Origin of the sequence: Geobacillus vulcani PSS1, assembly GCF_000733845.1 — a bacterium.
In the GTDB taxonomy this organism is placed as follows: domain Bacteria; phylum Bacillota; class Bacilli; order Bacillales; family Anoxybacillaceae; genus Geobacillus; species Geobacillus vulcani.
Map to the genome: position 1 here is coordinate 2,717,455 of NZ_JPOI01000001.1, position 25,748 is coordinate 2,743,202.

Sequence of the window (25,748 nt, forward strand, 5' to 3'; positions counted from 1 at the left end):
GCATTCGCTGTGCTGTTTAAGATAAAATGGCCGTAACAGACTCGGAAGGTCGAATCGCTTTTCGTTGTTCAATTGTGCGTGTTGCTCGTTTCATCATTGCTTTCATGTTGTTCATCCTCCTTCCGAAATCATGTTACGAAGTCAATTGTATCCAAAAACGGTGAAGTTGTAAATGATTTTTCATGATTTTTATGAAACTTTGTGACATACTCCCACCATCTACGCTGACGCTTCGCGTTGTTTATGATAACCGCTGAAACACATCATTGAGGTAAACCTGTGAACTACCCTCCACTTACCACCCTTGCGGGTTGCTTGAAGTGGGGGCTTCTCGGGTAATCCCATCTATTGACGGGAAATGGACCGAGCTAACCCTCCTGTTCCAGAAGTTATTATTCTTTATGCTAATAAGCGCAATCCTTCATTTTTTTTGATATTGATTGCGGAATTATGATCACGATCTAATACAAAACCGCAAGAACATTTATATACACGTTCAGATAATGGCATTTCTTTTTCCTTGCCACAACATGAACATTTCTTCGTAGAAGGAAACCACTTGTCAATTTTCACAAGTGGCTTCCCTTGTTCTTTTAGCTTGTACTCTAAAAAGCTCGTGAACATGCCCCAGCCGTTATCATGAATGCTTTTCCCATAGTTGAGGGCTTGAGACATCCCTTTCATGTCTAAGTTCTCAATCATCACAGCGTCGTAGTTGGTTGCTAATTCTTTTGACTTATGATGAAGAAAGTTTCTGCGCTGATTCGCTATCTTTTCATGCAGCTTAGCTACTTTCAGACGTTGCTTTTCCCATCGTGCAGAGCCTTTCTTCCGCCGAGAAAGAATTCGTTGTGCTTTTGCTAATTTGTCTAACGCTTGCCGATAATAACGTGGGTAATTGGCTTTCTCACCCTGTTCACTTTCGACATATAGCCCATCCATTGCAAAATCCAAACCGACAACTTTCTGGATTTTCACTGGACGAATATCTTTCTCGTATTCCGTCAAAATCGAAATATAGTATTTCCCTGTCTTTGTTTTAGAAATGGTGCAAGATTTGATTTTGTACTCAGCAGGGATTTCTCTATGTTGCTTCATTTTCATCGGCTTTTTGAACTTTGGTAATTGGATATGACCATCTTCAATCTTAATATTTCCGTTGACCATATTGGTTGTATAGGATTGCTTGTGTTTTTTTCTTTTGAATTTAGGGAACTCCGCACGACCTTCAAAAAAGTTCTTATAAGCATTTTGCAAATGGAGCTGTGCGTTTGCTAAAGCTAAAGAATCCACCTCTTTTAGAAACGGGAATTCTTCCTTATATTTTGCTGGTGTCGGGAACTTTTGCTTTTTAAGCGTTTCCTTATCGTCTTTGAACTTCTCATATAGTTCTTTACGTTCTGCCAGCATCTTATTGTAGACAAAACGAACACAACCAAACGTTTTTGCCAATAACTCTTTCTGTTCTTTATTTGGATATATGCGAAACTTGAATGCTTTGTTTTGCTTGGTCATATCAAATCACCTCAATTCCGACCCTGATTTTCAATGTATTTTTTTATGACAGCAATTGGTGCACCGCCTGTTGTAAGAAGACAAAAACTTCTTGACCAAAACATTTCTTTCCAGAGTCTTTTTCGGACATGAGGAAAGTTTTTCTTTATCAGTCGAGAACTCGCACTCTTATAGGCATTGATAAACTTTGACAATTCAGAATTAGGATGTGCCTTGAATAGAATGTGGATATGATCCTTATCGTGATTCCACTCTATCAAAGTGATGTTATATTTTTTCCCAATCTTTATAAACATATCTTTGGCAAAATCAGATACTTCATCGGTGAATACTTCTCTGCGATACTTTACAACTAATACAAGATGATAATACAATAAGAATACTGAATGATTATTACTATCCAATTTCATTGATATATCAATCCTTTTATATATTTAAGACTGATTATACCAAAATCTTTGGCTAACGCCAACCGACATTCATCTCCCGAGTCAGTCAAGACTTTGTGGAGAACATTTTTTCGGTCTACTACGGGCGTTGTCAATCACCGGTTGATAGACCATTTTTAGGAATTGATATCGTAAGCGCTTTCGGACTCTCATCCCTTATCTTGAGATGATTTTTGTTCTATCCATTTTTTACATCCAACCACCGTCCCGAAGCGCCGACAACGCTTGGTAGATCGGCGTCCCCGATGACCGCTGAAGACACGGGATGTTCTGGCGCATCACCTCCGCCAACAACCGCCCTGCCTTCCGTTTGGCCTGTTCGATCCGCTCGGGCTTCGTCGGGGCTGAGGCTGCCCTCTGGGGCTCTTCCTCCTCCAACTGCCCCTTTCTCCGCCATATTCCGTCGATTCGGGCCACCATCGCTTTCAGAAACGCCCAAAGTCCTTGGTCTTTCCAGCTGCGGCGGGATTTCACCCGGTACGCGAACCGGCTCATCACGCTCTCGGCGTGGCCCATCGGACGCATGCCGGCCGTCTCCACCCCTTGCGCCGACAGCCACTCCCGATCGTCCCGGATGCATCCTGGCATCGACTCGATCCGGCGGATCATTTCGGCCAACTGCTGTTCTTTGAAAAGCGGGGGATGTTCATGCTCATTGTAATCGTTCGATAGGTGAATCCTAGTTTTTCGTATAGTTTTATCGCTTGATTTCCTGCATATACACTTAAGCGAACCTCTGAATACCCCTCTCGTTTAAGATGTTCGATGCCAGCCTCTAACAACCGTTTGGAAATGCCATTTCCCCTGAACTCCTCTAACACAAACAATTCATAAATAAATCCATATATCCTTTCCGTCAGTTGGTCTTCCTTTGTTCCGATCAGAATCCAACCCATGAGATGATCGCCTTCCGTGGCGATGAAATACTCACTTCCTTTCTGCAATAATGCTTCAATCTGTTGTTTGATTTTTTCGTCCGACAGTTTTGCTTCGCCTAATGTACCTTCAAATAATGCTTGCGGTGAAAGTGATAAAATCTTTTTATATTCCGCATCGTTCGGTTTTCTAATTTCCATGCATTGAGTCCTCCTCGGGGGCAACACCGAAAACCATAGGTATTCCCTTTCAAGTGACATCATCAATTTTGTTTAATGGTAGATGAATGGTTTTCATGAAAAGAGAATGTCCTCCCAACCTTCTCTTACTCTCCCATAACGCGTTTGTGGCAATGGCGTTTCTGCGGGCAGAGTGTTAATCATGCAATCCTTTGCCGTCAAGAATGCGCTGGATATACTTTTCAATTCTCGCTTCGCGCGTTTTCGATTGTTTCGCTCCGGAAAAATAAAGGATGTACGCTCTTTGTCGTCCCGGTGTCAGCGATTCAAATGCTGTTTGTAAGGCCGGCATTTCGGCGAATTTTTTTTGAAGCTCTTCAGGAATTGGCTCTGGACTCTTTTTGAACTCCACTTTTAAGCCCGCTTTTTCAATTTCCATGGCTTCGTTAATATATGCTTTCAACACAGGTTCAAGCTCGATGATTTGTTGGACATTTGTAAACCGAATGCGTCGTGCAGCTTGCGTATTCTCCCCAGGCTTTTCTAGAATGTGATGGTCATCTTTTAACAAGGCGCCTTTGAAAAAACTAAGTGCACAATATTCATTGAAAGCACTGATTGTTACGACATTCCTCTTTTGGAAGGTGTAACAGGGAATTCCCCATTTCACTTCTTCTGTCAATCCGCATTCAAGAACGATTGCTCGCAATGCTCTTAATTCTGCCGGCCATTTGTTTACTTTACAATCGGGAGTACTCGCTAGCGGACAGCGTCCACAGCCTCCGGCTAAATATTGATCAACGTTGGGATTCATTTGACTGTTTTTCATCATCATTCTCCCCCCGTAGAATAGTAAGACGATTCTCCAAAGATTCGATTGCGAGTTTTAGCGCAGTTAAACGACGCTCATTTAATGTTTTTTGAGAACTGCCTTCTTTTGCCTTTGCTATCTGTTTTTCGATAGATGGAATGATGCCTTGTAGAGTTTCTTTAGAAGTCATTATGATTTCCTCGCCATAGCAAAAGTCTTCCCCATGCCAAGCGCCTTTTAGGCTTTCTAAACCAATTTTTACTGCGTTTAGTCTCTTTTTGACAAGAGTTGTGTTTGAACCTTTTTCTGCCATGTTCTTATAAGCGTTTGAAAGTTTATGAACAGTTGACTCCAAGGATTGAATGGACAAATCTTGGATTTCTTGGCTAACCGTCTTCATATCCGAACCTCACTTTTGTTTTGAATCATCCACATTATTCATTCGTTTGCCTCTCTAACCGCTCAATCATTTTGTCCAATTTCTCTTCAATCCGCTCCATGCTTTTATGCGAATCGCCTTTGGCCGCTAAAGATTTCACGAAGAAAAAGACCTCACTAACAAAGGCCGCAAGCAACGCGAGCGAACGAGCGACCCCCAATCCATTTTTTCTGAAGCATTCTTTACCTCCATTCCGCTAACGAAAACACGCCGTTTTTTTCAAAATCGTATACAATCGCCGGGGGCAGCAGTTGACGCGCTTCATCCTTTGTCGCCCAGCAATAGTGGATATGTTCTTTCGAAAGGATGACCTCGTGCTGCTCGCTTGTGCATAAATACGTCAAGATGACGACTTGCCGCGTCGGATGGGTTTGGAACGTCGCAGCGTATAAAACTTTCTCCACCGTCACCGTCAACCCAACTTCTTCTTCAATTTCGCGAATGAGCGCAGCTTCTAACTCCTCACCAAATCGCATCCCCCCTCCGACCAGCTCCCATGTTCCGCCGCCTACTTCATCATCAGGCGCGCGCTGGACGACTAGCACGGTCCCTTTATGTAAGATCAACCCTTTCAAAACGACAACGATGTTCTTTCGATGTTCCATCCGCAGTCCCCTTCTTCTAGATTTTGCCCTCTACACAATACTCTATATGGTTGAATTGAACAGATCAAGAAAAAACAGATATGTTAAAATTTAATTTTACTTAAATATTTAAATTGGTTTATAATATAGGTAGACTCATCATCAAGAAAGGGATGTCCGATGGACGATTTAAAAGCATTGTATCAGGCCATTAAAGAAAAAAACGATGCGGTGACCGCGTTTTTATTGCAAGAGATTCGCGCCATGCTCGGCGCTGAGTATCAAGAGCTAACCCAAAGGCAAGTGATGCTGCTGGAGATATTGAGGCATCAAACCATGACGATCAACGAAATCGCCCAGTTCTTTTCCATAACTCCAAGCGCCGCCAGCCAGCTCGTTCGAAAGCTGGAGGAAAAAGCGTATGTTCGCCGAGACATCAATCCAACCGACCGCCGTGAAATCATCGTCCGCTTAGATCAAGCGGGTCAAACATATCATGACAAAATGGACGAAGTGGAATTGCGCTTAATGGAAAAATATTATGGAAAACTTCAGCGCGAGGACTTGGAAAAGCTGAAAGAAATTAACGATAAACTCTATACCATCATCATGGAGGCGCATCGGTCGTAACCCTTCTCCATTGGGGAAGGTCTGTCGAATATTTAAGTTTATTTAATAATTAATTTTATTAAACTAATAAGGGAGAGGAATCTGATGCATCGAATACGAAACAGTCGTTATATGCAGTTTATAGCGGCGTCTCTGTTCGCTCTGTCTGTTCTTTATCTAGCGGTGCGAAAACATGGTCATGCTTTAGAAAATGCGTCTGTTTTATTGTCGCTTACCATCGTTTTTCCGCTCTATTTAGCCGTTGTTTATCGAATGATGATCGGTCGGATCAAGCGTTCATGGAAAGAGATGGAACAGCACGATTTTGGACGAAACCACCGCCCCCTTTAGTGGATTCATTGCTCACGCAGATGGAGGTGATCATTTTTCAATATTTACATTCTTCTTTTTTATTTTATAATTATAACCAAAAACGGAAAATCAAGCTTTGTATAGCTCCACGCAGAGACAGGCTACTAAAGACCTTTTCGTTTATTCAGTTGAAAGGACTAGGCAAAGATGATCGTCGTGCAAAATGTCAACAAAATCTATCCGCCTCACCGCCACGTGTTGCGCGATCTCTCTCTCGAGCTGAATGACGGAGATCGGCTCATTCTTTTAGGGCCAAATGGGGCTGGGAAGACGACCTTAATAAAGTGCATCATCGGGCTTACTGCACCGGACAGCGGCCGTATTTATGTAAATGGGGTAGATGTTGTCCGCAATCCGAATGGTGCGCGCGAGTCGATTGCGGTCGTGTTTGAAGAAGCCGACAACTCCTATTCATATTTAAATGTCTTTGAAAATCTCTTGTATTTTGGTTTGCTAAACAAGTGGAGCCGTTACGAAGCGAAGCGAAGGGCCGAACAAATCATGGCCATGTTGAATCTGACCCCCTACGCGGATCGTCTGGCCCAAGCCCTTTCGCGAGGGATGAAACAAAAATTGGCGTTTGCGATCGCCTTAATGAAAGGAGCGCCGTTTTTGTTCCTTGATGAGCCGACTCTTGGCCTTGATGTTGAGTCGCAGCATCATATTCGAGCGCTGTTGACGGAAAAACACAACTGGTGGAACGCCGTCCTCATTACAACCCATGACATTCCGTTTGCCCACGCCGTCGGAAATCAATTTGTTTTTATCAAAGATGGAACCATCATTTGGCGGGGAACAAAGGAACATTTTTCAACTCCAGCTGACCTGGAAACCCATTTTTTAGCGGCGATTCGTTCCTATCAATTCTCCCTGGAGGCTGGTGATTGAATAATGGAGACCGCTTTGCAGTATTTATTGTTTTTCAGATACTGTCGATGCGCAAATTCACGAACATCCATTGGGAACCAAACAAAAATAGACAAACCTTACTAAATCAAGTCTTCTTTGATTCGGCAAATCCGCCATGTCGTTTAGGGAGGTGGGGTGATTGCTCCGGCAAATTTTTCGTGTTGTATCGGCGTCGTTTTTGAAAAAAAGAGCAGAGTATCGCCGATATTGGTTCGATTTTACTGTTGGGCTGATTATTAAATTTGTCTTTTTTTCGGCACACTGTACGCAAGCCCCATCCAGACGGGAAAAGAGGCGGCGGTCAAGCTAGCCGGTTTCAGCCTTTGGTACTTAAGCGCTCATTTGATCGCAAAGCTTGGCAACAGCGCAATCGAAGAAGCGTATCTTGGCACCGCAGAGCAAGTGCTTTCAACGAAGACTCCTCCATGGCAAATTTTGATCGGCGTGGTGGTCGCGGAAGTCGCGTTGTCGTTCGCGTGGGTGGCGCTTTTTTTCCTTTGTGCCGCCTTGATCATTGGATTTTCTGAAATTGTTTCGGGAGCATTGTCCATCGTAACGGAAATCGTCGTATTTGGTGGAGTGAGTCTAATCGGCATGACCGGGATCGGCGTGTTCATTTTAGGACTGTCACTCCGCTTAAAGCAAGTCGGGGCCGTTACTGAGGTGCTTCTTTACTATTTATTAATCTTCTCAGGGTTTTTTCTATCTTCGAATCGATTACCAGCCGCCTTTCATATTCTCAACGCCCTTTCTCCTCTTTCTTGGGCTGTACAAGGAATGGGCGCAGGATGGCGCGTGTTCTTTCCCGCGTTCGGCGTCTCGCTATTGTGGCTCGCCATCGGCTCATTCGTCTTAAGACAACAATGGAACTGGGCGAGGAAGAACGGAAAAATAGGAAGCTACGTATAACGAAAAAGACAGGTTGAAGCGGCCCCCACAGCTGATCGGTTCTTATATGTAATTCAATATCTCACGCGGTGCAAAATCATCGATGCTCTGCAATTCTTCCTTGCTCCACCATTTTACCTGTTGCCATGCATCCTTTTCGTCTTTCGTCATATTTTCGAACGATAATCTCGTATCCGATGGAATCGTGATTTTGTAATAAATCTCTCGACTAACAAAAGGACCTTGTTTCCCATCGATCCATACATCGAGTTGAAATAGGGGTTCGCCGACAAGGTTGACAACAATGCCTAGCTCTTCGTATAACTCTCTTTTTAACGCTTCCGCCGGGGTCTCATTTTCTTCAATTCCTCCCCCTGGAGTCACCCATAACACCTTGTTTCCTACCACATCGCGAAATTCAAATCGCTGAAGAAGAATTTCATTCCGTTCATTAATGATCACGGCTCTAGAACATTGGCGTATCTTCATAAAAGGCTGCCCCCCTATATCGATGATCGTTTTGATCGACTCATTCGTATCATTTTATCATATTTCACCATATTTCCTCTATCCCTTCCCCCCTATCGGTTTTTCCGGTGGGGAGAGCGGCGCTGCCTATCGAGCGGTTTTGTATGCCGCAAAAACAAGGCAGAGGGAATCCCTCTCCCCCTGCCTTGTTGTTTCATTATCGAGCGGCGACCGATTCTCTTGCTTTTTTCACCAGATCGAAGCGGTCGGCGTTCATGACTTTCACCCACGCGTTGATGAAATCGCGGACGAATTTTTCTTGGTTGTCGTCTTGGGCGTAAAATTCGGCGTAAGAGCGGAGGATGGAGTTCGATCCGAAAATGAGATCGACCCGGGTCGCTGTCCACCGCACTTGGCCGGTTTTCCGGTCGCGGATTTCGTAAATGCCGCCGTCGGTCGGCACCCATTCATAGTCCATATCCAACAGGTTGACGAAGAAGTCGTTGGTCAGCACCCCGATGCGATCGGTAAACACGCCGTGGGGCAAATCGCGATAGTTCGCGCCCAACACGCGCAAGCCGCCAATTAAGACCGTCATTTCTGGACCCGTCAGCCCAAGGAGCTGGGCTTTGTCGATGAGCAGTTCTTCCGGCGGGACGCTGTATTCTTGTTTTTGATAGTTGCGGAAGCCGTCCGCAAACGGTTCTAATACGGCAAAGCTTTCGACGTCCGTTTGTTCTTGCGTCGCATCGCCGCGGCCAGGGAAAAATGGCACTTTGACGTCAAAACCAGCGTCGCGGGCCGCTTTTTCGACCGCAGCGCTGCCGCCGAGGACGATCAAGTCGGCGATGCTTACTTTTTTCGGCAGTTCGCGTTGGATGTCCTCGTAGACGGACAGCACGTTGGCGAGCCGCTCCGGTTCGTTCACTTCCCAGTCTTTTTGCGGGGCGAGACGGATGCGGGCGCCGTTGGCTCCGCCGCGTTTGTCGGAATGGCGGAACGTGCTGGCTGAGGCCCAAGCCGTTTTGACCAACTCGCTGACGGTCAGCCCGGAGTTCAAAATTTTCGCTTTGATTTCTTCGATCTCCGCTTCTGTCAGTTCGTAATCGACTTCTGGAATCGGGTCTTGCCAAATGAAGTCTTCTTCCGGAACTTCCGGACCGAGATATCTCGTTTTCGGCCCCATATCTCTATGGGTGAGCTTGAACCACGCCCGGGCGAATGCCTCGGCGAATTCTTCCGGGTTTTGGTGGAACCGGCGGGCGATTTTTTCGTATTCCGGGTCAAACCGCAGCGCCAAATCGGTCGTCATCATCATCGTCGGCACTTTTTTCGACGGGTTCTCGGCATCCGGCGCCAAGTCGTTTTCATCCGGGTCGACCGCCATCCATTGCCATGCTCCGGCCGGGCTCTTCGTCAGCCACCAGTCATAGCCAAACAGCATGTCAAAGTACGAGGTATCCCACTGGGTTGGCGTCGGCGTCCAGGCGCCTTCAATGCCGCTTGTGATCGTATCGCTCCCTTTCCCTTTTCCGTAAGAGCTGATCCATCCCAGCCCTTGCGCTTCAATCGGGGCGGCTTCCGGCTCAGGACCGACGTGCGTGGCGGGGCCGGCGCCGTGCGCTTTTCCGAACGTATGACCGCCGGCGATCAAGGCGACCGTTTCTTCATCGTTCATCCCCATGCGGCGGAACGTCTCGCGGATATCGCGCGCCGCTGCTTTCGGATCCGGCTTGCCGTCCGGCCCTTCTGGGTTGACGTAGATTAACCCCATTTGCACCGCGGCAAGCGGGTTTTCGAGCTCGCGATCGCCGGAATAGCGTTCAGAGGCGAGCCACTCTTTTTCCGATCCCCAATACACGTCTTCTTCCGGATGCCAGACGTCAACGCGGCCGCCGCCAAACCCGATCGTTTTTCCGCCCATCGATTCAATGGCGACATTGCCTGCCAAAATGAACAAATCGGCCCAAGAGATTTTGTTCCCGTATTTCTTTTTGATCGGCCATAACAGCCGACGCGCTTTATCCAAGTTGGCGTTGTCCGGCCAGCTGTTTAACGGCGCAAAGCGCTGCGTGCCTGTCGACGCGCCACCGCGGCCGTCGCCGATGCGATACGTCCCTGCCGAATGCCAAGCCATGCGGATCATTAACGGCCCGTAATGGCCATAGTCGGCCGGCCACCAGTCTTGGCTTTCGGTCATCAGTTTCCGCAAATCTTCTTTTAACGCCCAGTAGTCCAGCTTTGCAAATTCTTGCGCGTAATCAAAATCTTCATCATGAGGGTTCGTCTTCCGGTCGTGCTGGTGAAGAATGCTTACATTCAGCTGATTCGGCCACCAGTCTTTGTTCGTTGTCCGATTGGAAGATTGATTGGTGATGCTCCCGTGGTACGGGCATTTCGAAGCCTGTTGTGGATGTTGATGCTCCATTTTCTCTTCCCCTTCCTATTCAAATTTCATCATGCCTTCCTCGCGGCTGTCTTGGCAACGAATATTGATAATTACTAGCACATTAAAATTATAATAAATTAATATTTAATAGTAAAGTATAAAAATTATTTTTTAGTATAAAATCTTTCTATATTTGACCACAACATCCCATTCCATGAAGATGGACCATTCTCAATAAAGGAAATTTAAGTCTTGACAAATTTCTCCTGATCAAAGATAATACAAGAACAGGAACATATATTCGGTGTTGTAGTTTGTATTGATGCTGAATGAATGACAGAAGCTTAGGATGAAGCAGCATGAGATGAGAGCGTTTCACAGGAAGGAGGAAATAAACTGCCATGGCAGCAACTAGTCCATCCATGGTTTCGCTTTTGCGGAACCGGTTTATTCAAACCATTATGACAGCCGGGCTATTTATTCAAATCGGCATTTGGATTCGCAATTTTGCCGTTTTATTGTTTGTGACCGAGAAAACAAATGGTGATGCGCTGGCTGTCTCGCTCATTTCAGTGGCTGAGTTCGCCCCTATTTTTATCTTTTCTTTTATCGGCGGAACGTTTGCCGACCGATGGCGTCCGAAGCGGACGATGATTTGGTGCGATCTTTTCAGCGCACTCTCCATTTTTGCGATCCTGCTCGCACTTTTGTTTGGCACATGGAAGATGGTGTTTCTTGCGACCTTCGTTTCAGCGGTTTTATCCCAATTTTCACAGCCTTCAGGGATGAAACTATTTAAGGTGCATGTTCCAAGCGAACAAATGCAAGGGGGCATGTCGCTGTTTCAGACAATGATGGCCATTTTCGTCGTCATCGGTCCCATTATGGGGACATTCATCTTCCAACAATTCGGCATCTACGTTTCCATGGCGATGGTCGGATTTTGCTTTTTGGCATCCGCTCTGATCTTGACGCTGTTGCCGCCGGACCGGACTGAAGAGCGCGCTGGGAACACGACCTCTTTATGGGAGGAGATGAAGCAGGGCTTTCGCTATGTATGGTCGCGCAAAATCCTCCTCACACTCGGTGGCGGGTTTATGGCCGCGGGATTCGCGATGGGCTTGATTCAACCATTGGCCGTATTTCTTGTCACGGAGCGGCTCGGGATGGAAGAAAGCGATTTGCAATGGCTGTTTGCCGCCCACGGGGCAGCGATGATGATCGGCGGCGGCATGGCGATGGCCCTCTCCCATCGAATCGGACCTCACGTTTTGCTGATGCTCGGAATGGGGAGCCTTGCCGTCGGCATTTTTGTCATGGGGTGGTCAACGCTGTTTTGGCTTACCTTATTGGCCGAGTTTATCGCTGGCTTTTTCATGCCGGCGCTGCATATCGGCATTAACACGATTGTGATGAGCCATACGGAAGCAGCGTTTATTGGCCGGGTCAACGGCATTTTGACCCCGCTGTTCATGGGGGCAATGGTCACAACGATGAGCTTGGCGGGGATGCTAAAAGAATGGCTTTCTCTCGTTGTGATCTATCAAATCTCGGCCGCCTTGTTTGTGGTTGGCATCGTCGTCATGCTGCCGATGTTTCGGATGCTGCAGCCAGCGAAGACAAAATCATGGTAAGACAGAAGCATCAGCTGCTCGGTCATTGGCGTTCGGGCAGCTGATGTTGTTGACACCAAGGTTTCCAACCGTCATCGGTAAATGGCTTCTCTACCTTCATGACCGCTCTTTCTTTTTCATATGTTCGATCGTTCGTTGAATTCCTTCTTCATACGGGGTTCTGGGCACGGGCCCGATTTCCCGCTCGTATTTTTCCCCGCTCAGCACCACGGGTTCCTCATTTAGATACATCATCTCCACCATTTCTCTCATTCCTTTATGAAAAAGCCCTAAAAAGGCGATCATGCCTTTGCCCACTGTAGCGACTTTCTTGGAATATCCGGTGGCTCTTCTTGCGATTTCAACGATTTCGTGCCCGGAAATGACATCACAAGCGGGAATATTCCAATGACTTCCATATGCGGAGCCGCGAAGAGAGAGTTCGACTGCCGCTTTGGCTCCATCCGGGGTATAGATAAATTCCCGCTTCACATCCATACGACCGACATATTGCGCGTTTCGCCCGGAAAGCATGCCTTGCAAGGTGAAGTGCATCAAGGTATTTTCGGCGTTAGGTCCATAAAAATCAGGAAAATGGCAAATAAGAGTCGGCACTCCTCTCTGATGCGCTTCTACAAGCATCTTATTCAGTTGCAAGCGAATTTTTCCTTTCCTAGTATGGGGGTTTTTCGGGGTATCTTCTGTTACCTTCCTCCCTGGGCTGCGCCCATAAGCATAAATGTTGTCGATGAAAACAATCTTCGCCCCGCTTCCTTCCGCTGCCTTCAGCACATTTTTCATGATGATCGGATGACCTTTAGGCCATTCCGGATAGGGGATGTTAATCGCATGAAAGATCACATCGACATCTTTGCATGCCTTGTTCAGGTCATCCTCGCGAAACACATCTCCTAAACAAATTTCCACGTCCTTCATTGTTCCAAACCTCTGCTGCATCTTATCCTGTGAACGGGCAAAGGCCCTGACAGGGATTCCTCTTGATGCGAGCTCCTGAACGAGGGCATAGCCCATTCCGCCTGATGCGCCAAGCACGACCGCTTTTCTCACACGTTTGCGCCCCTTTCACCCTGGGCCACTGTTTCATGATCTCCACACGAGACCATCAATGTCTCATGCCATCGTTTGGCCCATGCCTCTTTCTCTAAAAAACTCTTTTGATCGCCTATTCCCCCATTGTGTGTTATATTCGCCATCTTCCTTCCTTATTCCTTTCACGGCCCAGTCGATATTTTATTGGAACATATAAAAAAGTGCGTATGGCTCGCGGTCTGGATGATGATCGTCACAATCCTTGTCACTTCACATAAAAGCTCGCTCCATCCATCCACTCTATTTCGTCATAGCGCTTGAGGTCGCGCACAAGCTGAAACAACGCCTCATCTTTTTGTTTCGCTTCGATCATGCAGTCAAGCTGCCGAACGGTGCCTTTGACTTCCTGCAAAAAGCGGATGAACATCTCAGCATCGATAAAATCGTGATGGGCGCGGAACTGTCTGTCGCTTTTTGGGCTTGAGAGATGCATTTTCATCGGCAACGGCGAGTGGCGCCATGTCGCCACGATCCGTTCCCAGTCTGGCCGCCAGTCTTCTTCGTCGTGATTGGCGAGATGGTGGTGCAAATCAAAAACGAGCGGCACGCCGAGTTTTTCGCATGCATAGAGAGCATCGCGCAGTGTAAACACCGTATCATCATTTTCAAACATGATCATTCGCTGCAACGGGGCGGGGATGTACGCCCAATTATGGATCAGTTGCTCCAACGCCTTTTCTTTGTCGCCATACCCGCCGCCAAGATGGAGCACGCAGCGGTGTTCTACGTCAATCCCCATTCCGCGCAACAGTTCTCGATGCAGATGCAGCGTGCGCAATGAAGTGCGAAACACATCGGCATCAGGGGAATTCAGCACAACAAAATGCTCTGGGTGGAAATCAAGCCGCATCGGATACTCACGCAAAAACAGCGCGATCGATCGCAACGCTTCACGGATCGGAGCGAGATAATCCCACCCGTCTAGCTCTGGATGATTGGCAAGCGGAATAAGCCGCGAACTGAGACGGAAAAAATGGATGTCATGCGCCTTGTTATGTTTGAGCAAGCGAAGGCAGTTTTCGACATTGGAGATAGCGATCCGCTCAAGCTTGCGAATCGCCGCCTCGCGATCGCGAATGGCGCGAAATTGCGCCGCGGTCATCGTTTGAGAGGGAGAGCAATGAGGGACATGCACGCTCATAGCGGCATAGCCGAGCCGGACGACGGTCATAACAATGTTCCTCCGTTCTATCCATCGATTGCCGCTGGTTAGTATACCCGACCTGACCGCTGTCTATGAACGACCCCCCTTTTTCAAGAGCCGACACAATGACACATGAGCAAGGGCAATCGTACAAGCTATTCTAAACACAATTCAATAAGATAAATCAAACCATACAGAAAGGGATGAGAGCGAATTGAATATTGAAGGAAAGCACATCATCATTGATGCCTTTGAGTGCGATCCTGCTCGGCTCAATCATATTGTCCACTTGGAACAATTGCTTGCCAAAGCGGCACAAGAAGCGGGCATGACCGTGTTGTATTCGTATTTTCATCCATTCCAACCACAAGGAATCACCGGCATGCTCGTCTTATCCACTTCCCATCTTTCCGTGCACACATGGCCGGAGGAACGGTATGCGTCATTCGATTTTTACACATGCGGGGAACACGACCCAACGGACCAAGTGGAGTGTCTGTTAAAAGGAATCGGAGCAAAAAGAGCCGTCATTTACGCTGTCCCACGGGGAAGAGCAACACCCCAACTGATTTGCGGCAAGGAAGTGAACTCTTTTGATCCCAGTCCTGCCCTGCATACACAACATGGCAGCGCCATTGCCCGCGGGGACAAGTGGGACCAAATTGGGCTGAAAGAACTGCTGCGTCACCCACATACAAGCTTGTTCCAAGAAAAAAGCGCCTTTCAACACATCCACCTAATTGAAGCAACGGATGTCAGAATGTACTTAGACGAGCAGCTGCAGTTCAGCTCTCTCGATGAACGGATTTACCATGAGGCGCTTGTTCATCCTATCTTCACTTTCGCTCCGAATCGCGAACGGGTGCTCATTTTAGGTGGCGGCGACGGTTTGGCGCTCAGAGAGGTGCTCAAATACGACGATGTCAAACATGTTGACCTTGTTGATTTAGACCCTTTTGTATTGCATGCGGCGAAGCATGTCAAACGTTTAGCGGATTTGAACCAATACTCACTCCATGACCGCCGTGTCACCATTCATCCTCAGAACGCAGTCGACTTTCTTGCTTCCCGTCCCGCCCCGTACCCCATCATTATCATTGATTTTCCAGATCCGACCGATCCAACAACCAGCGATTTGTATACAACCGAATTTTACACCCTGTTGCGTGATTCTCTCGCTGAAGAAGGGGTGTTTGTCTGTCAATCTTCTTCTCCTGAAGATACGCCTATCGTCTTTTGGAGCATAGGGAAAACCATCGAAAGCGCAGGATTTCAAATCCTTAGTTACCATACGATTGTTCCCTCCTTTGGAGATTGGGGGTTCCATATCGGGGCCAACGCTTCTATTTCGTGGAAACATCAGCGCCCGCCAATATCTTGCCCTACCTTGCCGGCTGATCTGAAGACATTATTAGAGTTTCCTCCTAATATTTTGGAAAAGAAAAAAATGGCTTTTGTCAATTCCAAGCAACATTCCATCTTGCACCATGTATTTCATCAGGAGTATGCATAGCCTCCATATCGGCCGCATAATGCGGCCGATTAGAAAAAAATGCGGCACGGGATCAGCCTGCCGCCTTTTTTTTGTTAAAGCGCTCTCTCCAGATTGGAATCAACGACCATCACTTTTACCTATATTTACATTACACGGGCTTTGTACTCTAACATCTGACAGGGTTCATGGAAAGATCATAACACCGTTTCATATCGGTCATGGATGCGCACACGCCCCGTTTTTTCACGCCTTTTTTGGTTCAGACGAGGCTTCGATGCGTCCTTCTAACATATGGACAGAAAACATGAACAGGCATATGACCTGCCGAGACATTTGCCTCTTGTTTTACTGCACTTTTCCTTTGGCAGCTCATATTCATGCAGGCTCTATTGCTTGCTGGGAAATGTTGGTCATCCAATGCTCGGAATAACCCCGCCGCCTTTCTCCCGTGCATCCATTTCCCTTTTGGACGATCATCTATGGCGAACAAATGCGGATTTTGCAGAAATTGCACGAATAGCACAGGACAAGATGATTTTAGGACACATATATATACAGTACAAACAAGCTATATAGACATATATAGACAATGGAAAGAGATGAACGGAACAAAAGAAATCGGAAAAACGCGAAAGGAGTGATGTCTATTACATCAGCTATGGTCCTCTTTGCCTTTTTCTTTACGATCATGCTCATTTACTGGCGCCCTAAAGGAATGAATGAGGCCATTCCCGCAACCATCGGTGCGCTAATCGTCATCGCCAGCGGAGCGGTGAACGCGTCTCATCTCATGGATATTAGCATCAAAGTAAGCGGGGCAGCCATGACCATCATTTCAACTCTTGTCATGGCACTTGTGCTCGAAAGCATCGGTTTTTTTCATTGGATTGCCTCTCTTCTTGCTCAGCGTTCCAATGGGTCAGGGATCCGGTTATTTTGGTACACCAACGCTCTTTGTTTTCTGATGACGCTTTTTTTTAACAATGACGGCAGCATCATGATCACGACGCCGATTTTACTGTTGCTTTTAAACAGCTTTCAGCTGAAAAAACATCAGAAATTACCGTATCTCATCAGCGGGGCGTTGATTGCCACCGCCTCGAGCGCCCCGATCGGCGTAAGCAACATGGTCAATTTAATTTCATTAAAAATCATCGATATGAACTTATACATGCAGACAGCGATGATGTTTGTTCCCTCAGTGCTTGGGCTGTTGTTTTTGCTGGGGTTGTTGTTTCTCGTTTTTTATCACGATATCCCGAAAACATTGCCACCAATGGCGGTTCCTATTACTCCCCTCTCGTTTTTTCATCATCCTTTGCAGAACCGTTCCGCCTACGATGAGATGAAAGTATCGGAAAACAAAATGAAGATGATTCTTCTGTTCGTGCTAACCATCCGGTTGAGCCTGTTTGCCGCTTCATACATGCATATTCCCATTGAAGTGGTCGCGCTCACAGGATCATGTGTACTATTAGGATGGCGGTGGTATGCTTTAAAGATGAGCCCATACGATGTATTAAGAAAAGCACCTTGGCACATTCTTATGTTTGCTTTCGGGATGTATGTCATCATTTACGGCCTGAACCACATCGGGTTGAGCCATTATGTGACAAAGCTGTCGGGATTGCATGCGTCGGATATGTTTTCATCGATGTTTGTCATGGGATCGATGCTGTCTGTTTTATCCAATCTATTTAATAACCACCCTGCCCTCATGATTGGAACCTTGGCGTTGACAGAAATGAACATGGATCCGCTTATTGCCAAGGCCGCTTACGCCTCCATGATCATCGGCAGCGATATCGGTTCGCTCCTCTTGCCGACGGGAACGCTCGCTACCTTGCTATGGATGCATATTTTACATCAACATCGCTGTCCCGTTTCATGGACAGCCTATATCAGAATTACTTTGCTCGTTATTCCACTGACTGTTGTCTTTACGCTGGCCATGCTGTATAGTTGGATTTCCATTCTATTTATGTAAACCCATAAAAAATCCCTCCTTTGCTTTATGACGCTAGGAGGGATTTTTTGCATACCAACACAGTAGTGAAACGCTGCTCAGTCGAATGTGCCACGCGCCATCCTGTAAACCCATTTCTGTTTGGAATAGGGAGAAAGTCGGTGATGCGCATGTAAATCTCCGGTTCATTGTACAGCCTTGTTCGCTCCATTCTCTTGCTGCGTCCTCCTTCTTTATGGATCATCCTGATCGAGAAAACCCGCCCTCCTTAAACGAAGAAACCATAAGGAGGGGGTCAAGATGGAGAATGGACGGTCTTTAAATGAATCACCTTCCAATAAATCGAATCTCCACCCGCTGTGACAAGTTCGGCAATATTGTTTTGTACGCGCTTTAACAGGCCGATTTTCATCGGGTGATCACCCAAATCGAAAATGACTAATTGTCCTTCCATCTTTTTGAGCTGTTCCTCCAAGGACCGTTGCAGCGAAAGCGAAGTTGGCTGCACCGGCAGCACATCGTTTCCTAATGTGTAAGGCGTGATATTTTTCTGGTAAGGAGTCAACCATTTTAAATGATTCAGCGAAATGAGCATGGCTTTATAAACCGGTGAATAAAAAACGAAGTAATCATTGAACACATTGGTAATATAGCCATGGATTGATTTATTTCCAATGACATAAATTTCAACAAATCGACCTTTGGCATTTAATAACGTTTTTCGATAAGAGATTCCCGATTCTTCCTGCAACGGGACTTCTGGAAAAGGACTAGCGATTTCGAAAGAGGGATCGGTGTGGCGTTTAATGTAATGAATATGCAAATGGGGGACATACAAATATTCTTTTCCTGTATAGATCACCACAATATCCAACCCAAAGTCGACAAGAACCCCTTGAACCGTTGTCCCCCCGGAAATCTCCATTTTCACATGTTTTCCTAACAGTGTTTTTAATGGATCCATTGCCTCTCATCCTTTTTGATTTCAGGTGAATGCTGCCTGTTGCACGTTAGTCATGTTTGTGGTTTTGATCCTCTTTTTTTGGCTTCTCCTCATCTTTTTTCTTTGATTTTTCATGAGGGTCGCCTTTTTTCTCTTTATTCTTGTCTTCCTCGTGTTTTTTTATCTTGTGGTTTTCTTCCTTTCCTTTTTTCTCCTTTTCACTCTTCTCTTCTTTTGTCTCAGCGGAATCTGTTTTCTTGTCGTCTTTGGCCTTTTCCTCCCCCTTCTTTTTCTTTTCTTTCTCCTTCTTGTGCTGTTCGTCTTCCTTTTCCCCTTTTTTCTCCTGATGGGATGCTTGCGGCTCCTGCTGTTTTTGTTCTCCCTGGTTCTCGCCGTCTCCTTGGCGTTCTCCCGCCGTCACCGCTTGAAATGCTCCCTTGGGGCCGCAGCTGATGCTTTTGATGTGATGAGGATGAACTCGAATAATTTCATTTCCATTGACAATCGTATAATATCCGCTGCCGCCGGGAACAAGAATCCCTTCAATCGCTTCAGGTCCTCCTCGGTTTATGGCCACCCATGTATGCGTTAAATGGGCCAATAAATCTGACAAATTTTGCGCGTTGACATATGGAGGAGGAGAGAGCGTTTCCTGATGTGTAGAGGTGTCCTCTGGTGATGGAGAAACATCATCTGCCGATGATGGAGAGACGTTGTCCACCGCTTCATTTGCTGATGAGCCGGCTTCTGGTGCGGTTTCTTCACGTTTGATAGGCAGGCTGATACTTTTAATATGTTGAAGATGATAAAACACAACCCCATCATCCCGGGTGAACAGGACAATATGGTCGTCATTAACGCCTAATAATGTGCCTTGTTTGGATTCAGGCCCACCTTGATTGACCTGAATATAAGCATCGACCAAATGTTGTAACAGTTCATGAAAGCAGCTGAATCCCGCGGGGATCTCCGTATCGGACGGGTTGGCCAAATCGGAAACAGAAGGGATCGAATTCTGTTTGGCGTTTTCGGTGATGCTTTGAACATGGTGCAGCGCATAATAAATGACGGATGACCCGTCCATAAGAGAAAGATAGTCGGATTGGACATCAAGCAATTTACCGGTTTTGGATTCCGGACCTCCACGATAAATGGTGACTGTCTTCCCAATTAACGGCGCCAATTCATCGTTGGAGCGCGAAGGGATGGAATGGTCATTCATGCCATATAACGTCATATCTCAATAACGCCTCCCTGTCTTTTTATCCATAAGGGGTGTTCATACTGTATATATACGTATCCTGTAAACATTATGCATAGGTCCATCGCCTAACTATGAAAAAATAAGCCCCCAACGTTGTTCCCCGGGAATCGGTCTTGCTGATGCAACCAAGCCAGGAGGCAGTTCTTGATTTCTTTGAATCAGTGCCTCTCGTTCGCGTCCATTCATCTTCTCGCCTAATTAGTTATTCTCCCATTTACAGGAAATAGGTCGAAAAATAGTTATTCATCCGAATCATTTTTCCATAAATGATCATTTAATACAGTAGTACCAAATATAAACTATTGGGAAAGGATGATAGATGAATGGTTTGTGTGTGCAATGGTGGATTATTCCCACAGTTGTTTTTTACGCAGTCTTCAACAGATTTGCCCATTACCATCCCCTTAACAGGAACAGCCGTCACGGAAGTGCTTCGTTTACAGCCCATTACGACCCTCAGCGGTGATCGTGTCAAACTTGATTCGATGGTTGAATTGGAATTGGCCGTATTAGCTATCATAGCAGGCGTAACCTTGACAGGCATCACGTATCGCTTAGAACGTTCAACGAACGGCGGAGCCTTTACGCCCATTGCATCGCTTGATGTCGAATCTCTGCTTCCTGTATTAGCAGCTGCCGCCAACACGACACTGTTCCCGAACTTGACATGGGTCGATGTACCAGGCGTGGGCACGCATGTGTATCGTATTGTTATTGAAACGAACGGTGCAATTCTATCGACTTTGTTAAGCAGCATCACAGCTGAAACTCGCGCCTTGAATGCTCTTGTCGTCAGAAACGCATAACGAATCAAAAGGGCTGACTCAATGACAGACATACCAACCATCATTGAGTCAGCTTGATTTTGCTTTATTGCTCCGAACAATTTGTGGAACACGAATCAGTCATGGTGGCAAAATCGGCCCTGCCGTGTAAGATGGATCAAGTCAAAGATGAATGATAATATGATTCAATGCTCGAACCCCTTGGGGAAACTGTTGGCAGAAGAAGAATCCTTCCATTTTGTAGGTCATTTGTTCTTCCCCCATTTCGAATTGGAATTGGAAATTGGAAAATGAAAGGCTTTGTCCTGGTTCAATTCGTGATACTCGAACCGGCTTTAACCAAAACTCCCCTTTCTCTTCCCCCATTTGCTCCGCTTGTTCGCTCATATAGTTCCACGACTCCATTACTAATGGATTAATACGTTGGTCATACTGAATCCCATCCCCTAATTTTGCTGACAAAGCGATGCGTTCTTTTGGGGTGACCCGTAAGCAGATGAAAGGATGGTCCAACGGGTTCGAACCCATATTGCGAATAATGAAGTTCGCCGCGACCGTCCCTTTATGTCCCTTTGCTTTCGGAAGCAATAATGAATAAGTGAAATAACAAATGGCTTGAATTCCATCATGCTTGTTATGTTGAGGCAAACTTTTCATCTCTTTTAACGCTTGTTTGACAATGTGGAGCTCCTTCTCGATGGCCTGGATTTTACTTTCCATGTCCGCTAGACTGCTCATCTTATTCCTCCTTTTCTATCAATGTGTACACTGCCTATTCCCATGCCTAAATGGAGAGCAAAAATGGATCATGAAACTTTTTGTGTGTAACGATTCTTTTACTAATGTTATATGTATAAAAAAAGAGGAGTGATCTCCTCTTTTTTGTGGGACAAAAGAAACCATCTGTTTACATCATCGTTGGAAAGACAGCTGGGCATTGCGGCGGGAAGACATCCACAGGACATTCTTCTTCGCAGATGATTTCCGGACGAGGCTGGCAGAATCTTGCGGCGACTTCTAAAATGACTTCAAAGGTCACTACAATACTTTGGCAAATTCTGACCGAAATATTCGCGGTAATGTTGTTTCCGCTTTGCGTAAACGCTCCTACGCGGCAAGTATTAAAGGTATTTTGCACAGCATTGCAACATACCGTTGTGCCTTCTGGAGCACAAAGGATCACTTCTTCGCTGGTCGTGATCAATGCGGGGTTGCTGACAACCGTGACTTGGGCACCCGTTGTGTTCGTTCCTGTCACCTCTAATACGACTTGAATCGTTTTGCTTAAAGTGACGGCTTGCAAGGTTACAATTTGATTTCCTACTGTACATTCAATATCGCGGCGAGCGTCCTCGGCACACTCTAACAAGGTGATGGAACAATTGACCTGAGAAATCGTGACCCCGGTTAAGGACCCGGTTGGAAACGTAAAGGTGATATCCTGGGCGAGCTGTACAACGTGTGTTGTCCAGTCGTATACTTTACAGACTTGGATACATTCGCGATCAAATTGTTGAGCAAATTGCTCTAAATTAATGGGCATACACAATAACCTTCCTTTCATTCATTTTTTTCAGGCTACTGTATAGTATGTTACAAAACTATGGAAGTGATAGTAATAATGCCCATTTTATTCATTATATGTAATTATTCACCCTGTAAATATCCATTCCATTTTTGCATATAATTGCTAAAGAATGGTCAAATTCCGTACGACCAATGGTTGAAAAGGTGGTGAAGCCGTGAGCGGAGAGCCGAAAAGCATCCAATTACAACAAAAAATCATTCACCTGAAATCCGAATTGGACAAATATAAAACGCTGTTTGCTTCGTTGGCATCTAGCGAAGAATGGCTCCATCTTCACGAACAAATGGACCAACTCAGGACTGAAAACAATGAACTCGCCACCAAATGCCGTCATTATGAAGAAGCGTTGTCTAGACAAACCAACGAGATGGGGCGCTTGTCCGAAGCATTGGAAAGGATGAGGCAAGAAAATGAATCGTTGCACGAGGAGATTGAACAATTCAAAGTAGAATACGCTTACTGGAAAGAACAAGCCGAATTAAAAGAAGAACATATTGAATCTTTAGGAAAAGAAGTCGATGTCTTTAAACAAAAACAAGCTGAATGGGATAAGGAAAGGGGGAAAATGGAGGAGGAAAAACGATTGCTTGAGCATGAACTTTCGGTTCACCGTTCTTTCATAAACGAATATATTTCATTTCAATCCACACTCGACTCATTGACATCTTGGAACGAAAGGATTGGAACAATGGAAAAAGATTATAGTGTTTTGAAAAAACATACGGATAGAATATTGAAAGATGTTGAAGAACTAAAAAAAATATTGGCTGCCCATCAGCCTGAAACAGACAAACTGAAAGAGGAAGTCCGCATTTTGACTGATAAACTTCATGCAGTGGAAGAAAAGTTGTCACAAATGGAACAGGAGAGACAAAAAGATTTATTGATACTGCAAAAACACATTTTGAACCAACAAGTAGAGTTAGAATCGATTGTTGAAAAGACATCGCGCTGTTCAACAGAAGTCGAACACCTATCCAACCAAATCGCCGATCTGATAAAAACATGGAGTGATCAAATCCACGAGCACTCGCACGGCGATATGAGCGAATTGAAGAATATGCTGTCTCAAATCATACAGCTGTTAGCTGCAAAACATGTTCCTCCATCTGAAGCACATCAAACATCATCAATCGCTCTAGTAAATTCATCACCTGAGAAAAAGCAAACCGAAAAGAGTTCCTCATCCCTCAATAGCTTTTTGAAATTACAAGAATTTATGGACGACACAAAACAACCCATCGTAATCTCACCCGTAAAAACAAAAGAATCACATACCTTCAACACTTCAACAACCCATCGTTACCCACAAAAATCCATTCCAGCGAGACACGTCCGAACGGAAAATCCGTCTTATCATCATCGGCATCCGTCCCAACACCAGTCATCTCTAGGAGAGGATGAGGACAGATCTCCAAACGCCGTTCCCTCTACATTGGAGACAGACACTCAAAGGGAGTATGTTAGCGATCATTCTATTACAGAACATTCGAAAGATGCATCTCCATCAGTTGAGGCAAAACCCGAATGGATAAATGGAAACCAAGCGCTTCTTTCTGGTCCTGCTCAGATTGAACCACCATTGGACGAGGCAAGCCCTTTGGAAAACCCCAATAGGACTACCAAGACACCTACAAACCAAGAACCACTTAAAGCAAGACATCAAAAAGAAAAGTGCGAGAGTCATCAAGAGAGTCATGAATCTCTAGTTTTGCCAAATGACCAGGCAGCGTTCATGAAAATGGAAAATAAGTCAACAACACCGCACATTTCTGTTTTTTCTAATGAACACGGAGGACTGCATGCTGACACTCATAATGAAATCACACTGGCCCTTCCCCCTGCTTTTGCCCATTCATCTTCTTCATCAATGGAAAGAGAGAATCAAGATGAGACGATGACTCAGACAGAAGAAGTCTTGGCTACAGAAGACGGGAAAAACCAAAAATGGAGTCTGTTCTCTCTCCTGAAAAAGACAAAAATCTTGCAATAGCCAAGAGGTGGGAATATGCCCCACCTCTTCTACTTTACCCCAAAACATCGCCCTTCCCTTTTCCATGAGTCAACAGGGGTCATGAATGAACGCCGCGCGGCAACTCAACGCCCATTTGCAAGGCACGATCACCGAATCTCTCCCGCAGCTGTTCCACCGTTTTCCAAAGCGTCTCCATTTTCGCGTCCTCTTCATAATGAAACAAATCGAGCTGCTTCACCGCCCCTGCACGGTCAAACACATGAAGCGCAGCGACGCCAAGAAGCCGCACCGGACGGCCGTCCCAATGCTTTTTCAGCAATCGCGCCGCTACAGAAAAGAGATCTTCCGCCTTTTGAAGCGGCTCTGCCTCCGTTTGGCTGCGAGTAATCGTGTGAAAGTCGTGGTAGCGGATCGTCAACTGAACGGTCCGCGAGACGACCCGCTTTTCGTTCATCCGGGCGCCGACCGATTCGGCCAGTTGGCGCAAGACAGCGAGCAGTTTCTGTTCTTCCTCAATATCGTACGGCAGCGTTGTTGAGTGTCCAATCGATTTTCGCTTTTCCCCCGCTGCTGGATCAACCGGACGCGGGTCGATGCCGTTCGCCCGCTCCTGCAAGCGCGGGCCATAGACGCCCAACACCTGCTCAAGCAACGCCCGATCAGCCTTCGCCACATCGCCAATCGTATAAAGGCCTAGGGTATACAATTTTTCGGCCGTTTTATCGCCGACGCCATGCATCTGTTCGACTGGAAGCGGCCATAGCGTGGTCGGAACGTCTCGTTTGCGCAGCACGCTGATGCCAAGCGGCTTTTTCATCTCACTCGCCATTTTTGCCAAAAATTTGTTCGGGGCGATGCCGATGCTCACCGGAATCGACAACCGCTCGAGCAGTTCCTGCTGGATATGGCGCGCCAACGCGGGCGGATGAACCGTTGGCGTCCGGCCAGTCATGTCCAAATAGCCTTCATCGATCGAGGCGCGCTCCAAAACAGGCGAGAAACGCTCGAGCCATTGGAACATGCGGCGGCTCACCTCGCGGTAAAAGATGAAATCCGGCGGGCGCACGACAAGCGCTGGACAGCGTTTTTTCGCTTCCCAGAGCGGCATCGTCGTGTAGATGCCAAACTGTTGCTTTGCCACATAGTTCGCCGCCAGCACGATCCCTTTTCGCTCTTTCGGGTCCCCCGCTACGACCACCGGCTTTTCCCGGAGCGACGGGTCGCGGGCGATCTCGCAGCTGGCGAAAAACGAATTGCAGTCGACGTGAAAAATGATCCGTCCGCGGAATTCATGTTCTGTTGCCATGTCCTTTCCCCTTCTTTTTCTGTTTTCTTCGTTTCTATTGTACCAGATCATTTGTTCGCCAGAAACAGTCC

The 25,748-nt window shown here is 46.3% G+C and carries 25 protein-coding genes and 1 pseudogene; 9 read left to right on the forward strand and 17 right to left on the reverse strand.

All coding sequences use genetic code 11. The features are described from left to right. Positions 1-399: 399 nt before the first annotated feature. The 8 genes and pseudogenes from N685_RS0114550 to N685_RS0114585 all read right to left on the reverse strand — a co-directional run bounded on the left by N685_RS0114550 (position 400) and on the right by N685_RS0114585 (position 4,874). Positions 400-1,515, reverse strand: coding sequence for an RNA-guided endonuclease TnpB family protein (locus N685_RS0114550; protein WP_031409519.1), 1,116 nt, complete (start codon positions 1,513-1,515; stop codon positions 400-402). Positions 1,516-1,526: 11 nt separating this feature from the next. After that, on the reverse strand, positions 1,527-1,925 hold the full coding sequence (gene tnpA / locus N685_RS0114555) for an IS200/IS605 family transposase (protein WP_031409521.1): 399 nt from the start codon (positions 1,923-1,925) through the stop codon (positions 1,527-1,529). A 228-nt stretch (positions 1,926-2,153) separates the two neighbouring features. Continuing rightward, a pseudogene (locus N685_RS0114560) lies at positions 2,154-2,594 on the reverse strand (UPF0236 family transposase-like protein); the annotation flags it as partial. Beyond that, positions 2,570-3,040, reverse strand: coding sequence for a GNAT family N-acetyltransferase (locus N685_RS0114565; protein WP_031409525.1), 471 nt, complete (start codon positions 3,038-3,040; stop codon positions 2,570-2,572). The gene N685_RS0114565 and the pseudogene N685_RS0114560, both read right to left, overlap by 25 nt. Positions 3,041-3,215: 175 nt before the next feature. Next, on the reverse strand, positions 3,216-3,848 hold the full coding sequence (locus N685_RS0114570; protein ID WP_031409527.1) for a YdeI/OmpD-associated family protein: 633 nt from the start codon (positions 3,846-3,848) through the stop codon (positions 3,216-3,218). Then, a complete protein-coding gene (locus N685_RS0114575) occupies positions 3,817-4,230 on the reverse strand; it encodes a hypothetical protein (protein WP_033842352.1) in 414 nt (137 codons plus the stop codon). The genes N685_RS0114570 and N685_RS0114575 overlap by 32 nt, the downstream gene beginning before the upstream one ends. Positions 4,231-4,264: 34 nt before the next feature. Beyond that, positions 4,265-4,429 (reverse strand): DUF4083 family protein, encoded by a 165-nt coding sequence (locus N685_RS19685; protein ID WP_156961398.1) that lies wholly within the window; start codon positions 4,427-4,429, stop codon positions 4,265-4,267. A 22-nt stretch (positions 4,430-4,451) separates the two neighbouring features. Beyond that, complete coding sequence (locus N685_RS0114585; RefSeq protein WP_031409530.1) at positions 4,452-4,874, reverse strand: NUDIX hydrolase; 423 nt, start codon at positions 4,872-4,874, stop codon at positions 4,452-4,454. Positions 4,875-5,033: 159 nt separating this feature from the next. Between N685_RS0114585 and N685_RS0114590 the strand changes: the two genes are divergently transcribed. The 4 genes from N685_RS0114590 (at position 5,034) to N685_RS18480 (ending at position 7,652) form a co-directional block, all read left to right on the forward strand. Continuing rightward, positions 5,034-5,483, forward strand: coding sequence for a MarR family winged helix-turn-helix transcriptional regulator (locus N685_RS0114590; RefSeq protein WP_031409532.1), 450 nt, complete (start codon positions 5,034-5,036; stop codon positions 5,481-5,483). An 84-nt stretch (positions 5,484-5,567) separates the two neighbouring features. Continuing rightward, complete coding sequence (locus N685_RS0114595) at positions 5,568-5,813, forward strand: hypothetical protein (protein ID WP_031409534.1); 246 nt, start codon at positions 5,568-5,570, stop codon at positions 5,811-5,813. Between the two features lie 168 nt (positions 5,814-5,981). Beyond that, positions 5,982-6,722, forward strand: a complete 741-nt coding sequence (locus N685_RS0114600) for an ABC transporter ATP-binding protein (protein ID WP_031409536.1) — start codon at positions 5,982-5,984, stop codon at positions 6,720-6,722. A 297-nt stretch (positions 6,723-7,019) separates the two neighbouring features. After that, the gene (locus N685_RS18480; RefSeq protein ID WP_237746951.1) at positions 7,020-7,652 is read left to right on the forward strand and encodes an ABC transporter permease; all 633 of its coding nucleotides are present in this window, start codon (positions 7,020-7,022) and stop codon (positions 7,650-7,652) included. 42 nt (positions 7,653-7,694) lie between these two features. Here the strand turns inward: N685_RS18480 and N685_RS0114610 are convergent, their stop codons facing one another. Beyond that, positions 7,695-8,120, reverse strand: coding sequence for an NUDIX hydrolase (locus tag N685_RS0114610; protein ID WP_031409538.1), 426 nt, complete (start codon positions 8,118-8,120; stop codon positions 7,695-7,697). 196 nt (positions 8,121-8,316) lie between these two features. After that, positions 8,317-10,527, reverse strand: a complete 2,211-nt coding sequence (gene katG, locus N685_RS0114615) for a catalase/peroxidase HPI (RefSeq protein WP_031409540.1) — start codon at positions 10,525-10,527, stop codon at positions 8,317-8,319. A gap of 362 nt (positions 10,528-10,889) precedes the next feature. Between katG and N685_RS0114620 the strand changes: the two genes are divergently transcribed. Next, positions 10,890-12,122: an MFS transporter gene (locus N685_RS0114620; protein WP_031409542.1), complete on the forward strand. Its 1,233-nt coding sequence runs from the start codon at positions 10,890-10,892 to the stop codon at positions 12,120-12,122. 96 nt (positions 12,123-12,218) lie between these two features. Here N685_RS0114620 and N685_RS0114625 read toward each other — a convergent pair whose 3' ends face one another. Both N685_RS0114625 and uvsE read right to left on the reverse strand, forming a co-directional pair. Continuing rightward, positions 12,219-13,169, reverse strand: a complete 951-nt coding sequence (locus N685_RS0114625) for an SDR family NAD(P)-dependent oxidoreductase (protein ID WP_031409544.1) — start codon at positions 13,167-13,169, stop codon at positions 12,219-12,221. 247 nt (positions 13,170-13,416) lie between these two features. Beyond that, positions 13,417-14,382 (reverse strand): UV DNA damage repair endonuclease UvsE, encoded by a 966-nt coding sequence (uvsE, locus tag N685_RS0114635; protein ID WP_031409547.1) that lies wholly within the window; start codon positions 14,380-14,382, stop codon positions 13,417-13,419. A gap of 187 nt (positions 14,383-14,569) precedes the next feature. Here uvsE and speD point away from each other — a divergent pair, with 187 nt between their 5' ends. Then, on the forward strand, positions 14,570-15,868 hold the full coding sequence (gene speD / locus N685_RS0114640; protein ID WP_031409549.1) for an adenosylmethionine decarboxylase: 1,299 nt from the start codon (positions 14,570-14,572) through the stop codon (positions 15,866-15,868). Between the two features lie 622 nt (positions 15,869-16,490). Further along, the gene (locus tag N685_RS0114645; RefSeq protein ID WP_051870822.1) at positions 16,491-17,837 is read left to right on the forward strand and encodes an arsenic transporter; all 1,347 of its coding nucleotides are present in this window, start codon (positions 16,491-16,493) and stop codon (positions 17,835-17,837) included. A 274-nt stretch (positions 17,838-18,111) separates the two neighbouring features. On the opposite strand, the gene N685_RS0114650 is transcribed toward N685_RS0114645, so the two are convergent. Together N685_RS0114650 and N685_RS18485 are read right to left on the reverse strand one after the other, a co-directional pair. Further along, on the reverse strand, positions 18,112-18,780 hold the full coding sequence (locus N685_RS0114650) for a hypothetical protein (RefSeq protein ID WP_031409553.1): 669 nt from the start codon (positions 18,778-18,780) through the stop codon (positions 18,112-18,114). 46 nt (positions 18,781-18,826) lie between these two features. Further along, entirely contained in the window at positions 18,827-19,996 is a 1,170-nt protein-coding gene (locus tag N685_RS18485) for a hypothetical protein (RefSeq protein WP_051870823.1), read from the reverse strand. Positions 19,997-20,346: 350 nt separating this feature from the next. Between N685_RS18485 and N685_RS0114660 the strand changes: the two genes are divergently transcribed. Beyond that, positions 20,347-20,829, forward strand: coding sequence for a hypothetical protein (locus N685_RS0114660; RefSeq protein WP_031409557.1), 483 nt, complete (start codon positions 20,347-20,349; stop codon positions 20,827-20,829). 141 nt (positions 20,830-20,970) lie between these two features. Here N685_RS0114660 and N685_RS0114665 read toward each other — a convergent pair whose 3' ends face one another. Beyond that, positions 20,971-21,546 (reverse strand): hypothetical protein, encoded by a 576-nt coding sequence (locus N685_RS0114665; RefSeq protein ID WP_031409559.1) that lies wholly within the window; start codon positions 21,544-21,546, stop codon positions 20,971-20,973. 169 nt (positions 21,547-21,715) lie between these two features. Next, complete coding sequence (locus N685_RS0114670) at positions 21,716-22,351, reverse strand: BMQ_0737 family morphogenetic spore coat protein (RefSeq protein ID WP_031409561.1); 636 nt, start codon at positions 22,349-22,351, stop codon at positions 21,716-21,718. Between the two features lie 199 nt (positions 22,352-22,550). Between N685_RS0114670 and N685_RS0114675 the strand changes: the two genes are divergently transcribed. After that, positions 22,551-24,389: a hypothetical protein gene (locus N685_RS0114675; protein WP_031409563.1), complete on the forward strand. Its 1,839-nt coding sequence runs from the start codon at positions 22,551-22,553 to the stop codon at positions 24,387-24,389. A gap of 79 nt (positions 24,390-24,468) precedes the next feature. On the opposite strand, the gene N685_RS0114680 is transcribed toward N685_RS0114675, so the two are convergent. Then, entirely contained in the window at positions 24,469-25,677 is a 1,209-nt protein-coding gene (locus N685_RS0114680) for a DNA polymerase IV (protein WP_031409565.1), read from the reverse strand. Positions 25,678-25,748: the final 71 nt, after the last annotated feature.